Source organism: Myxococcus sp. CA023, assembly GCF_010998615.1.
GTDB lineage: Bacteria > Myxococcota > Myxococcia > Myxococcales > Myxococcaceae > Myxococcus.
Map to the genome: position 1 here is coordinate 57,922 of NZ_JAAEAH010000054.1, position 12,120 is coordinate 70,041.

Sequence of the window (12,120 nt, forward strand, 5' to 3'; positions counted from 1 at the left end):
TCAATGATTCTCGTGGGTTGAACGTCTGACGCGGTGGACCGGGACTTGCCCAGGGGCTGGGGCATGAACAGGACCCTGCTCCTTGGCCTCTGGGCCTTCTCCGTCGCCTGCTCGGGCGCGGGCACCTCCTCCGCTCCCGCCGAGCGCGCCGCGCCCGCCCCCCTGAAGGAAGGCGTGGTGCAGCTCGCCGAGGCCTCCCGGGCCTTCGTCACCGTCACCCCGGTGAAGGCGGACGCCAGCAGCGCGGCGCTCCAGGCCCCCGCGCGCGTGGCCTTCCGGGACGGGGCGCTGTCGCGGCTGGTGGCGCCCCTGGCGGGCCGGGTGGTGAGCGTCCACGTGCGCACCGGCGACACCGTGAAGCCGGGCGACGCGCTGGTGACGCTGGACTGCCCGGAGGCCGCGGCGTCGCGCACGGCGGTGGCCACCGCGACGGCGACGCTGCGCGAGGCCCAGTCCGCCTTCGAGCGCGAGGCGCGCATGTTCGAGCAGGGCGTCACGACGGAGCGTGAGCGCCTGTCCGCGGAGACGCGGCTGGCGGAGGCGCGGGCGGAGCTGGCGCGGGCGCAGGCGTCCGTGGGCTTCGTGGGCACCGGCGGCGGCACCACCGTGGTGCTGCGCGCGCCGATGGCGGGCACGGTGCTGAGCCGGAGCGCGGCGGAGGGCATCGCCGTGCAGCCGGGCGGGGACGTGCTGGTGGAGGTGGGGGACCCTTCTGCGCTGTGGGTGATGGCGGACGTGTTCGAGCGTGACCTGCCGCTGGTGCGTGAGGGCGCGCGGGTGCGGGTGACGATGCCGTCGGTGCACGCGCCGCTGGAGGGGACGGTGGACTCGGTGGGCGCGGTGGTGGCGAGCGGCTCGCGGACGGCGCCGGTGCGCATCACCCTGGACACGCAGGAGCAGGGACTGCGGCCCGGCATGTTCGGGCGCGTGCGCATCGACTCGCCGGACGCCAGCCTGACGCTGCCGGTGGAGGCGGTGCTGCTGCGCAACGGCAAGGACTCGGTGGTGTACGTGCAGCAGGACGCGGGCACCTTCGTGCGGCGGCCCGTCGTCGTGGCGCAGCCGGTGGAGGGACGGGTGCAGGTCATCGCGGGCCTGTCACCGGGGGACCCGGTCGTCACCCGGGGCGCGCTGCTGCTGGATGGCGCGGCGGACCAGCTTCTCTAGGCGCGGCGAGGACACCCACCCATGCTGCGAGCACTCATCGCGTTCTGTGTCCGAAGCCGCCTGCCCGTCCTGCTGCTGACGCTGGGCATCGGCCTCTTCGGTGTGAAGGCCTATCTCGAAACGCCCGTGGAGGCGTTTCCGGATGTCACCAACCTCCAAGTGAATGTCATCGCGCAGATGCCCGGGCTGGCGCCCGAGGAAATCGAGCGGCAGGTGACGGTGCCCCTGGAGCGTGTGCTCAACGGCACGCCGGGCATGGTGCAGATGCGCAGCGAGAGCCTCTTCGGGCTGTCGCTCATCTTCCTCACCTTCGATGACGGCGTGGACCCGTTCAAGGCGCGCACCATCGTCGGGGAGCGCATGTCCAACGCGGACACGCCGGACGGCGCGGACGTGCGGCTGGCGCCCGAGGCCACGCCGCTGGGCAAAATCTACCAGTTCCGCGTGCTGAGCGACCGGCACACCCTCACCGAGACGCGTTCGGAGATGGAGTGGAACATCGCGCGGCACCTGCGCCAGGTGCCCGGCGTGGCGGACGTGCTCAGCCTGGGCGGCTTCCTCAAGGAGTTCCACGTCCAGGTGGACCCATCGCGGCTGCTCGCGCACGAGCTGACGCTGGCGGACGTCACCGAGGCGCTGGAGCGCTCCAACCGCAACGTGGGCGGCGGCTTCCTGCGCCAGGGTGACCAGGAGTTGCTCATCCGCGGTGTCGGCTACCTGCGCGGCGCGCAAGACGTGCAGAGCATTGTCCTCAAGAGCGAGGACGGCACGCCAGTCACGGTGGGCGACGTGGCCCGGGTGGTGGCCTCGCACACGCCGCGCCGCGGGTCGGTGAGCCACAACCTGGACATGGATGTCACCGAGGGCGTCGTCCTGCTGCGTCGGGGTGAGAACCCCAGCACGGTGCTGGAGGGCGTGCACGCCAAGGTGGAGGAACTGAACTCGCGGGTGCTGCCAAAGGGCATGCGCATCGAGGCCTTCTATGACCGGAACGACCTGGTGGGGCACACGCTGTCCACGGTGCACCACAACCTGCTGCACGGCGCGCTGCTGGTGGTGGCGGTGGCGTGGCTGTTCCTGCGCAGCCTGCGCTGCTCGCTCATCGTCGCGTCCGTCATCCCCCTGGCGCTGCTGACGGCCTTCATCGGCCTGAAGATGGTGGGCCTGCCCGCGAACCTCATCTCCATGGGGGCCATCGATTTCGGCATCCTGGTGGATGGCGCGGTGGTGCTGGTGGAGAACGTGCTGCACGAGGCGGGGGTGCAGCGGCCCCGGCGGCGCAAGGAGATGCTGGGGCTCATCCTGCGCTCGGCGCTGGATGTGGCGCGGCCGACGTTCTTCGCGATGGCCATCATCATCGCCGCGCTCATCCCCGTCTTCACCCTGGAGCGCGTGGAGGGCCGCATCTTCCGGCCGCTGTCGCTGACGTACAGCTTCGCGCTGGTGGGCGCGCTCGTCTTCGCGCTGACGGTGGTGCCCGCACTGTGCGCGCTGCTGCTGCGGCCGAAGGACGCGGAGGTGAAGGAGCCGAAGCTGCTCACCACCCTGCGGGAAGGCTACGGCCGCGCGGTGACGTGGCTGATGCCGCGCAAGCCGCTGGTGTTCGCGAGCATGGCGGCGCTGGTGCTCGTCACCGGCGTGGTGGGCTCGCGGGTGGGTAGTGAGTTCCTCCCGGAGCTGGACGAGGGTGACATCAACATCTTCGTGGAGATGCCGGCCAGCATCTCCCTGGGCAAGGGCGCGGACATCCTCCTGGAGGTGCGGCGCAGGCTGCTGGACTTCCCCGAGGTGAAGGAGGTGCTCGTCGAGCAGGGCCGCCCGGAGGACGGCACGGACAACGAGGCCGTCAACATGGGCAAGACGTTCGTCCGCTTCACGCCCGAGGAGACGTGGCGCAAGGGCTGGGACAAGGAGCGGCTGGTGCGGGAGATGCGCGCCTCGCTGCTGGAGATTCCGGGCGTCAGCTTCAACTTCTCGCAGCCCATCAAGGACAGCGTGGAGGAGGCCATCAGCGGCGTGCGCGGCAAGGTGGTGCTGAAGATTTTCGGCACGGACCTGGCGGCCATGCGCGGCACGCTGGAGCAGGCCGTCACGTCGCTGCAGAACGTGGAGGGGGTGGTGGACCTGGGGCTCTACCGCGACTCCAGCGTGCCGCAGCTCCAGGTGGTGCTGGACCGTCCCGCGCTGGCGCGTGCCGGCATCGACGTGGCCGCCGCGCAGGACCTGGTGGAGACGGCCCTGGGCGGCCGGGTGGTGACGGAGCTGTGGGAGCAGGAGCGGCCCGTCCCGGTGCGCGTCATCCTGCCGGGCACGGAGCGTGACGACGAGGCGCGCATCGGCGGCATCCTGGTGCCCACGGCCAGCGGTGGCCATGTCCCGCTGCGCGAGGTGGCGCGGCTGGAGAAGGCGCTGGGCCGCGCGAGCATCAACCGCGAGGCGAACAGCCGCACCCTGGCGCTGAAGTTCAACGTGGAGGGGCGCGACATGGGCTCCACCATCCAGGAGGCCATGGCCACCGTGGAGCGCGAGGTGACGGTGCCCGAAGGCACGTTCCTCAAGTGGGGCGGCGAGTTCGAGAACCAGGAGCGCGCGCTGGGTCGGCTGGCGGTCATCGTGCCCATCTCCTTCCTGGTGGTGTTCGCGTTGCTCTACGCGGCGCTGGGCTCCATGCGGAGCGCGAGCGCGGTGCTGGCGGGGGCGCCCTTCGCGATGTGCGGCGGCGTGCTGGCGTTGGCCATCACGGGGATTCCGTTGTCGGTGAGCGCGGCGGTGGGCTTCATCACGCTGCTGGGGCAGGTGTGTCTGGCGTCGCTGCTGGTGGTGAGCGCGGTGGATGACCGGCGGAAGGCGGGTGAGGCGTTGGAGACGGCGCTGCCGGCGGGCGCGGCCAGTCGCTTCCGCGCGGTGCTGATGACGGCGCTGCTGGCGATGCTGGGGTTGATGCCGGCGGCGCTCTCCAGTGGAGCGGGCAGCGAGACGCAGCGGCCCTTCGCGGTGGTCATCATCGGCGGACTGGTGACGGCGGTGCTGGTGTCGCTGTTCGCGTTGCCGGCCTTCTACGCCGTCATCGTGGGGAAGCATGCCGCATCCACGGGCTCGCGGGACGACGAGGACGAGGACCTGGACTCCGGTGTGGAGCACATCGGTTCCAAGGGGCACGGCCCGGAGCAGGGCACCTCGGGGGTGGCGGCGTGAGGCGCTTCAACGGGACGGGCGCCCAGCGGGCGCCAGTGGCGGGGCAGCCAGGCGGGCGCGGTGGTGAGGCGCGGTTCGGAGGACTCGCCGGTGGTCACTGGCGTCAGGGTGAGGTGGCGGCATGAGGCGCTTCATTGGGACGAGAGTCCGGAGGTCTCCTCCGGGCGTGGTGTCCGCGGGTGGTGGCGGTGCACAGCGCGGCATGGCGGGCCGAAAGGCCCGGCACCGCTGGAGCATCGATGCTCTTCGGCGGGACACCGTCTTTGGACCCGTTCTGCGAAGTGGTGTGCGTTCAGCGAACGGTGGCCTGAAGCGCTTCATGCCGGTGCGTGCCCACTGGGCGGTGCCGGAGACGGAGCCATGCGGCGCCAAGCGAGGCTTCAGCACAGAGGAAGTTCCATGGCTGTCGTTGGTGTCGGAAGGCCTTCAGGGCGAGACGGAGGTGACGGAATGAGGCACTTCACCGCGTGGGGTGTGCTGTGTTTGTTGATGGCCGGGCCTGCCCGGGCGGAGCAGGCCGATACGCCGTCTCCAGGTCGATTCGCGCTGGCGCAGAACCAGTCGGATACCCCGCCGGACCGACTCATGCTCGCGCAGACGCGGTCCGATACTCCGCGGGACTCACTCACGCAGGAGCAGAAGCGGATCGAGGTGGTGCCTCCGGAGCACATCACGCTGGAGCAGGCGCTGTCGCTGTTGGACGAGCGCAGCCCGTGGGCCGCGGCGGAGCGCTCGCGCATTGACGTGGCGGCGGCGGACCGTGTCGAGGCGAGCATCCTGCCCAACCCATCGTTCAGCTACGGCACGCAGCTCCTGGCCGCGGGCGTGAACACCGGCTCGTCGGTGGTGCACGAGTTGTCGTTGGAGCAGCCCCTGATGATTTTCGGGCAGCGCGGCGTGCGCCGTGAGTTGGCGGAGCGCAACGTGTCCGCCGAGCAAGCGCGCGTGAAAGCCTCACTGGCGGAGCGCGCGCTGGTCGTGCGCGAGGCCTTCGCGGCGCTGCTGACGAACCAGGAGGAACTGAGCGTGCTGGAGGAGACGGCGGTGGACCTGGGGCGCGTGGAGAAGGTGGTGAAGGGCCGGGCGGCGGCGGGTGACTCCAGCCGGTATGACGTGGAGCGCATCGAGGTGGAGAGCCGCGCGCTGGAGGTGGAGGTGCTGAACGCTCGCGTCAGCGTGGCCGACGCCTCCGGACGGCTGGCCGCGTTGCTCGGCATTGATGGGTGGCACCCGAAGGCGCAGGGCTCGTTGCGGACCACCGAATCCCTGCCGGACCTGCCGCTCCTGTGGGAGTCCGCCCAGCAGCGTCGGCCGTCGCTGGTGGCGGCGCGCGCGCGGCAGGCCGTGGCACGAGGTGGTCTGGACGTGGCACGCAGGGAGCGGCTGCCGGTGCCGTCCGTGGCGGCGGGTGTCATGTTCACCCGGAACGAGCAGAGCACCATCGCCCTGGTGGGCGTGGGACTGCCGTTGCCGCTCTTCGACCGGAACCAGGGCGCCGTCGCCCGGGCATCCGCGGAGATGCAGGCCGAGGCCCGCGCATTGGAAGCAGAGCTGGCCGAGGCTCGCGCGGAGCTGTCCCGGGCTCACGCCGTCCTGGAGGGCCGCAAGGGCGCGTTGGCGCGGCTGGAGCACGACGTGGTGGAGCGGCTGCCCACGGTGCGCCGGATGGCCGAGGACGCCTACCGCGAGGGGCGCGGAGGCATCCTGGAGTTGCTGGACGCGTTCCGCTCGCTCAAGGACATGCGAGTGCTTCACCTGAAGCAGCAGGAGACGGTGAAGCTCGCTGAGGCCTCGGTGCTCTTCGCGGCGGGGTTGGACACGGCGCCCTGACGGGAGCTTGCGCTCGCGCTTGGCGGAGGTGCCCCGGCATGGCGGGGCATCACGCCAGGCGCGGGCGTGGGACTCAGGGAAGGGTGGGCACGCGGTCGAAGTCCATGGTGCTCACGGGCGCGAAGGCGTCGAAGCGGTCCTCGCGGTGGTCCAGGGCGTGGGCCTTCTTGGGCCGCTTGCGCGGGCGTCCCCGCCGGCCGGCGCGGCAGCAGGGGCGCCATCCGCTCTCATGGCTCATCCGGGACCCGTTGCTCCTTCATGCCGTCAACGATGCGCATCCGTCCGCCCGGCTGCACGTCCCGGATGAACTGCTGGTGCGGTCATGAAACGAACTCTTAGGTCAGCTCACGCAAGAACTGCACGACCACTGCTCCCAGTCGCTCGGGTTGGTCAAACGGAAGACCGTGGGAGGCGTTCTGTACCTGTTCGATTCGCACACGTGGGTTGAGGCTCCGCAGTTCCATTGCCATCTCGAGCGTGACGACGGGGCTGCGGCCTCCAATGATGAGGAGGGTCGGGACGTCAATCGCGCTCATCACGTCGCGATACTCGGGGTTGGGCGGCGTGAGAACGTCGAAGGTGCCCAGGCGGGTGTTCAGTCTCGCCTCGGCAAGAAGGTCGATGATTTCGGGCGAGCGATGCGGGTTGCGGGCTCGGGCTTGTGCAACGAGTTCAGACTTGTGCAAGCCGAGGGCCTGGCGGTGTTGGTCGGCGACGTCGCTGTCGCGCACCTCGCGTTGGCGCTCGGGGCTCAAGAATGTCGGGTCGACCAGGATGAGGCCGCGGAGGCCCCCCGTCCCTCGACTCGCCACCACCGCGGCGGTCATTCCGCCCATCGAGTGGCCAAGCAGCACCGGACGAGAGAGCTCCAGACCGCGGATGATGCCCACGACGTCGTTCGCGTGGTCGTCGTACCGGTAGCCGTGGTGCGGCGTGCTCGAACCGCCGTGCCCTCTGGCGTCGGGCATGACGACGTCGAATTCACCTTCGAGCACACGCGCCAGGGGAGTCCAGCAGGCGCCGTTCCCCATCAATCCATGGAGCAGAACGACGGGAGGGTTGGCACCTCCGGTTCGGAGGTAGTGGATGTTGATGCCGTTCGTTTCGCAGACTCCACTCATCCAGGTCGTCATGGAACTGTTTCTACCTGAACGCGAGGCCAGTTCCCTGCGAGCCAGGGCCCTTGGTGCCCCGCTGGCGGAGGCCTCGGTGCTCTTCGCTGCCGGCTTGGGCTCAGTGTCCTGAGGAATCGGAGCCGCTCGCGCCTGGTGGAATCATCCCTGGGAGCAGGGGGACCGCACCAAGCGCAAGCGTGGGACTCAGGGAAGGGTCGGCACGCGGTCGAAGTCCATGGTGCTCACCGGGGCGAAAGCCTCGAAGCGGTCCGCGCGGTGGTCCAGGGCGCGGGCCTTCTGGATGAGGGCGCCCAGCTCCGCCACGTCATCGCGGGCCTTCAGCGGCTGGCCGACTTCCTCCCAGAAGGAGAACAGGGCGTCATAGGTCAGTGGGCGCACCCAGTAGGAACCGCGCAGCTTCTCGGCGAAGGCGGCGGCCACGTAGGACAGACGCGTGGGCGGCGTGGCGCGGCCGTAGGCGGAGCGGAGGACGCTCGATGGCAGTGCCTTCTCGATGAGCTTCGAGTCTCCACCCTCCGGCGCCTTGTAGCGGATGCGCAGCGTGCCGAAGGACGCGGATGGCTCGGTGAGCTTCACCTCGTAGAGCGCGGTGACGGCGTGGCCTGCGCCGATTTCACCCGCGTCCACGCGGTCATCGGCGAACTGCTCCTTGGTGAGCATGCGGTTCTCGTAGCCGAGCAGGCGGTAGTGGGACACGGCCTTCGGGTTGAACTCCATCTGGAGCTTCACGTCCTTGGCCACCACCTGGAGCGTGCCGGTGAGGTTGCGCACGAAGATGCGGTGCGCCTCTTCAATTCGGTCCACGTAGGCGTAGTTGCCCTCGCCCACCTGGGCCAGGCGCTCCATCAGCACGTCGTTGTAGTTGCCCATGCCGAAGCCGACGGTGGACAGGGTGATGCCCTTCGCAGCGCGCGAACGGATGCGCTCCCAGATGCTGTTGGCATCCGTGAGCCCGGTGTTGGCCACGCCATCCGAGCAGAGGATGACGCGGTTGATGCCGCCCTCCACGAGGTGAGAGGCCGCGAGCGAATAGCCCATCTCCAGGCCCGCCTGGGCGTTGGTGGAGCCCTCGCTGTGCAGGCTGTCGATGGCGGCGCGGATGATGTGTGCGTGCACGGCGCTGGTGGGCTCCAGCACCTGGCGCGCGGTGGAGCCGTACACGACGATGGAGACCTGGTCGCGCTCATCCAGTTCGTTCACGAGCAGGTGCAGTGCGCGCTTCACCAGGCCCAGCCGGTTCTCCAGGTTCATGGAGCCGGACACGTCGATGACGAAGACGAGGTGGCTCGGCTTGCGCTGCGGGCGGCTGACCTCCCGCGCTTTCACGCCGACGTGGACCACGTGGTAGCCCTTGCGAACGGGAGACGGGAAGCCTTCCACCTGGACGCTGAAGGGCGCGCTGCCCTGGTGCGCGTAGCCGTAGTCGAAGGTGTTGACGAACTCCTCCACGCGGACGGCCTGTTCGTTGGGCAGACCACCGCGCTCCAGGTAGGCCCGCGTCAGCGTGTACGACGCGGAATCCGTGTCGACGGAGAAGGTGGAGAAGCGCTCCTCCTCCGTGTTGACGGTGGGATTGACGCCGTACCCCTGGAAGTACATGTGGAAGGGGGAGACCGGCGCGGGCGTCACGGCGGGCGCAGGGGGTTCGGCCTCCCTGAGGACGAGCCGGGGCGCGCTCGGAGGCTTCGGGGGGCTCGGACGGCCCAGCGGCTGCGAGGGCAGGATGGAGGACGGTGGGCCGTTGAGGGACACTCCGTGGGGGCGACTCATCGCGTCGGGGGGCTCGTAGACGCGGGTAGCGCCAGTCCGGCCACCCGGACGGGCGACAGCGATGCGCTTGATGAACTCCTGGTCGACGTTCACGCCCATGGTCGTGGAGCCCACGTCGATGGTCGGTGGAGCGCCGACGATGCTCACCTCCTCATCCATCACCTCGGGGAGTAACTCCACGTTGACGACGATGGTCCGGTCGCGTCGCAGTTGGATGGAGGAGCGTGTGTACGGCTTGAACCCCTGCTTCTCGAAAGTCAGCGTGTAATCACCCGCTGGAAGCCCAGAGATTCGGTAACGCCCTTGTGCATCGGTCACGGTTTTCAACTCGCCCTGAAGGCTGGGCGAACTCGCGGTCACGGTGACATCGGCAAGGGGAGGTCGCTTGTTGGAATTGAGGACCGTCCCAATGATGGTGCTGGTGTTTGGATTCGTGCCGGCATCGGGCTGAGCCAGCGCGGGAAGGGCGAACAACAGTAGGAAGACGCACAGCACACTGCGAGCGACGGAATGCATCGTGGGCCACCTCGGAGGAACAAGAGGTGGCCATCTTCCAGATAGCGCTCGTGACGAACGTCATGGGCGCCTCGCCTCTTCATCACGGTTCCAGCATCAATCGCGCGCCAGGGTGCCGGGGATAGAACGGGTCCGGGTGGGCTGACCAGGCAGTCGCCACGTCGAGAATTTCCGTGGCCTCCGTGTTGAACCCGAGCCGTTGGAGGAGCAGGCCGGTCGACACCGGTGGACGTCGAGAGCTGTTGGCTGCGCTCGACACCTCGCGCGAAGGCATCGCCCGCGAGCAGGTCCGAACTCCATCCACGCATCACGATGCCGAGGTCATCGCCGCGTTCGATGAAGAGGGCGTTGGATGATGTCTGGCAGGTCAATGGGAAGGGGCATCGCCGCCTTCATTGGGTTTGCCGCGCCAATCCACCCGAAGGAGCGGCTTGTCCGGCGTCAACGCCCAGTCGATGAGGCGGCGAACGAAGCCGGGGCCCACGGCGGTGGAGTCCCAGGCGGGGACTCGCACTCGAATCCAGCAACCGCCTGCGTCTGGGAGTCCTGGAAACTCCCGGCCGAGGACGGCCAGGAAGCCCTCCTCGGCGGGTTGCTCCAGCGGATACAAGACGTGGAACCGCTTGTCGTCCGCGATGACGTGCAGGACTTTTTCCGGTCCATCCGCTGCGTCCACCCACCAGATGAAGAGGCGGTCTTCCCGGTGGAGCTTGCGTCGTCCCTTGGTGCGCACGCCCATCCGCGTTGACTCCTCCCAAGCCGCATCGGCTGCCCGCGCCGTGCCGTTCCTACACACGAAACTAAAGTCCAACTCGAGTCTCATGCAAGACAGCCTGCGCAACTGCGCCCGTCCTCCCATCGCTGACGTTGTGCGCGGCCTTGACGGTGGCGCGGGACTCGGCTCGGCCTGCCGCGGCGTGCGGCAGGGTGGCGCCGCCCCGTGTTGGTGACGGTGGCCCCCGAGCATGACGGGGGGCGGCGTCAGTCTCGCTCCCGTCGTCGTTACGGCTCGTCGTCGAGGTCTTCGAGCTGCCCGGCTGCAACGTCGCGGTAGAAGGGCACCACTTCTTCGGCGAGCACGTCCCGCATTTCCTGGCGGGCGCTGTCGAAGTCACCCGCGCGCTTGTGCTGGTACATGCGGTGAAGCGCCCGCATCAGGCGCCAGGAGCCATCCTTGATTCGGCGCATGGCTTCTCGCAGAAGTTCTGTTGCGCCTGCCTCGGACTGTAGCGCGGTGTCCGCGTCGCTGATGGCCACTTCTCGCGCGGTGCGCCGGAGCAAGCTCCGCACGTCATCCGTCAACTCCAGCGGGATGCCTTGATTCAACACTTGATGTGCGAGGGCGCGCACCGGGTCCCAATCGGGGCTGTCGTCCATTACTTCCTCCGCGTCTTTCTTCCGGGCTTGCACATCGACACGGGCCACTCTTCTTGAGCCTCGCAGCGGCGCAGGCACTCGTAGCAAGGGCCCGTCCACCCAGGCGCCGTCTTGCAGTCGCCGTAGAACCGAATGCACTCGCGCCGCCATTCGGGAAGGCCCCCGTTGTGGGCGTCGTCCCAGATGACGGGGGCCTCTTCTTCCTTGGTGGCCTCATCCATGGCCGTCTTGACGCCTGCCATGTACATGGCGGCTTCGCTCGCCGTGAGGCCGCACGCTTCGGGGACGCCAGGGTTGCGCTGGATGCAGCACGACACGGTGTCAGAGCAGGTCGCTAGTGCGTACGCATCGCGGCGGCTGGCGGTGCCGGTGGCGCTGCTGGAGCAACCCAGCACGAGGGTAGCGGAGATGCACATCAGGGCGGTTTGGGTGTTCCGTTTTCGCATGTTGGGCCGGAAAAACACGGTCCCGCTTCATGCGTCTATCACCCTGCATAGGTAGTCGGCAGGGGGGGCGCCGCCCCTTAATTGCTACGTAGCGCGGCGTCCTAGGGGCGTTGGGCCGCACTCTGAATGCCCACCAGATCTGACGTGAGAATGAGCCCGCTCTGGCTGCCCGCGCCGCGCCGTTCCCATGCACGAAACTAAAGTCCAACTTGAGTTCCGTGCACACCGCCGTGCATCCCTGCACGAAACTCAAGTCGAACTTGAGTTCCGTGCACATCGCTCGCGCTACCGGTTCTCACCCTCACGCGAGGTCCGCACCCACTCGCCGCGCTTCTCCGCGCCGGGGCCGCGCAGCATCAGCCACACCTTCCACACCACGTAGACAGGGGCCCAGGCCAGGTCCAGCAGCCCCCGGATGCCCACTCCGGACACCCACCAGCCGCGCAGGACGTACGCGCCCAGGCTCGCCACGCTGAAGCCCGCCACGCCCAGGGCCCACGGCATGGGCTCACCGGAGACCACGACGAACGCCCCGGCCAGTACCGCGCAGCCCACCGCCGCCAGCACCAGCTGGCTCAGCGGCGGCACCAGTACGTCCATGGCCAAATCCAGCAGCGTGCCGTCCCGCTTCCGGAGACCCTCCTTCAGCAGCGGCCACCCGTGCAGCTTGCGCATCTGCGCCC

Annotated in this window: 9 protein-coding genes and 1 pseudogene; 3 read left to right on the forward strand and 7 right to left on the reverse strand. The window is 68.9% G+C overall.

From position 1 onward, the window contains the following. Positions 1 to 63: 63 nt before the first annotated feature. The 3 genes from F8M74_RS23315 to F8M74_RS23325 all read left to right on the forward strand — a co-directional run bounded on the left by F8M74_RS23315 (position 64) and on the right by F8M74_RS23325 (position 6,192). Entirely contained in the window at positions 64 to 1,167 is a 1,104-nt protein-coding gene (locus F8M74_RS23315; RefSeq protein WP_141253930.1) for an efflux RND transporter periplasmic adaptor subunit, read from the forward strand. Positions 1,168 to 1,188: 21 nt separating this feature from the next. Next, positions 1,189 to 4,362, forward strand: coding sequence for an efflux RND transporter permease subunit (locus F8M74_RS23320; protein ID WP_141253931.1), 3,174 nt, complete (start codon positions 1,189 to 1,191; stop codon positions 4,360 to 4,362). A 450-nt stretch (positions 4,363 to 4,812) separates the two neighbouring features. After that, a complete protein-coding gene (locus F8M74_RS23325; protein WP_141253933.1) occupies positions 4,813 to 6,192 on the forward strand; it encodes a TolC family protein in 1,380 nt (459 codons plus the stop codon). Positions 6,193 to 6,265: 73 nt separating this feature from the next. Here the strand turns inward: F8M74_RS23325 and F8M74_RS23330 are convergent, their stop codons facing one another. The 7 genes and pseudogenes from F8M74_RS23330 to F8M74_RS23360 form a co-directional block, all read right to left on the reverse strand. Beyond that, on the reverse strand, positions 6,266 to 6,430 hold the full coding sequence (locus F8M74_RS23330) for a hypothetical protein (protein ID WP_153881036.1): 165 nt from the start codon (positions 6,428 to 6,430) through the stop codon (positions 6,266 to 6,268). Positions 6,431 to 6,527: 97 nt separating this feature from the next. Further along, positions 6,528 to 7,325 (reverse strand): alpha/beta fold hydrolase, encoded by a 798-nt coding sequence (locus tag F8M74_RS23335; RefSeq protein ID WP_141253934.1) that lies wholly within the window; start codon positions 7,323 to 7,325, stop codon positions 6,528 to 6,530. A 186-nt stretch (positions 7,326 to 7,511) separates the two neighbouring features. Beyond that, positions 7,512 to 9,614, reverse strand: coding sequence for a von Willebrand factor type A domain-containing protein (locus tag F8M74_RS23340; RefSeq protein WP_141253935.1), 2,103 nt, complete (start codon positions 9,612 to 9,614; stop codon positions 7,512 to 7,514). A 367-nt stretch (positions 9,615 to 9,981) separates the two neighbouring features. Further along, positions 9,982 to 10,353, reverse strand: coding sequence for a hypothetical protein (locus F8M74_RS23345; protein ID WP_228559635.1), 372 nt, complete (start codon positions 10,351 to 10,353; stop codon positions 9,982 to 9,984). A 263-nt stretch (positions 10,354 to 10,616) separates the two neighbouring features. Next, positions 10,617 to 10,991: a DUSAM domain-containing protein gene (locus tag F8M74_RS23350; protein WP_141253936.1), complete on the reverse strand. Its 375-nt coding sequence runs from the start codon at positions 10,989 to 10,991 to the stop codon at positions 10,617 to 10,619. After that, complete coding sequence (locus tag F8M74_RS23355) at positions 10,991 to 11,407, reverse strand: hypothetical protein (RefSeq protein ID WP_216619830.1); 417 nt, start codon at positions 11,405 to 11,407, stop codon at positions 10,991 to 10,993. The genes F8M74_RS23350 and F8M74_RS23355 overlap by 1 nt, the downstream gene beginning before the upstream one ends. A gap of 315 nt (positions 11,408 to 11,722) precedes the next feature. Beyond that, a pseudogene (locus F8M74_RS23360) lies at positions 11,723 to 12,120 on the reverse strand (glycosyl transferase family 2); the annotation flags it as partial.

Excerpts from the sequence above, each read along its gene's own strand:
- F8M74_RS23355 (WP_216619830.1), bottom strand. The coding sequence starts at position 11,407 with ATGTGCATCTCCGCTACCCTCGTGCTGGGTTGCTCCAGCAGCGCCACC.
- F8M74_RS23315 (WP_141253930.1), top strand. The coding sequence starts at position 64 with ATGAACAGGACCCTGCTCCTTGGCCTCTGGGCCTTCTCCGTCGCCTGC.
- F8M74_RS23325 (WP_141253933.1), top strand. The coding sequence starts at position 4,813 with ATGAGGCACTTCACCGCGTGGGGTGTGCTGTGTTTGTTGATGGCCGGG.
- F8M74_RS23320 (WP_141253931.1), top strand. The coding sequence starts at position 1,189 with ATGCTGCGAGCACTCATCGCGTTCTGTGTCCGAAGCCGCCTGCCCGTC.
- F8M74_RS23330 (WP_153881036.1), bottom strand. The coding sequence starts at position 6,430 with ATGAGCCATGAGAGCGGATGGCGCCCCTGCTGCCGCGCCGGCCGGCGG.
- F8M74_RS23340 (WP_141253935.1), bottom strand. The coding sequence starts at position 9,614 with ATGCATTCCGTCGCTCGCAGTGTGCTGTGCGTCTTCCTACTGTTGTTC.
- F8M74_RS23335 (WP_141253934.1), bottom strand. The coding sequence starts at position 7,325 with ATGACGACCTGGATGAGTGGAGTCTGCGAAACGAACGGCATCAACATC.
- F8M74_RS23345 (WP_228559635.1), bottom strand. The coding sequence starts at position 10,353 with ATGGGCGTGCGCACCAAGGGACGACGCAAGCTCCACCGGGAAGACCGC.
- F8M74_RS23350 (WP_141253936.1), bottom strand. The coding sequence starts at position 10,991 with ATGGACGACAGCCCCGATTGGGACCCGGTGCGCGCCCTCGCACATCAA.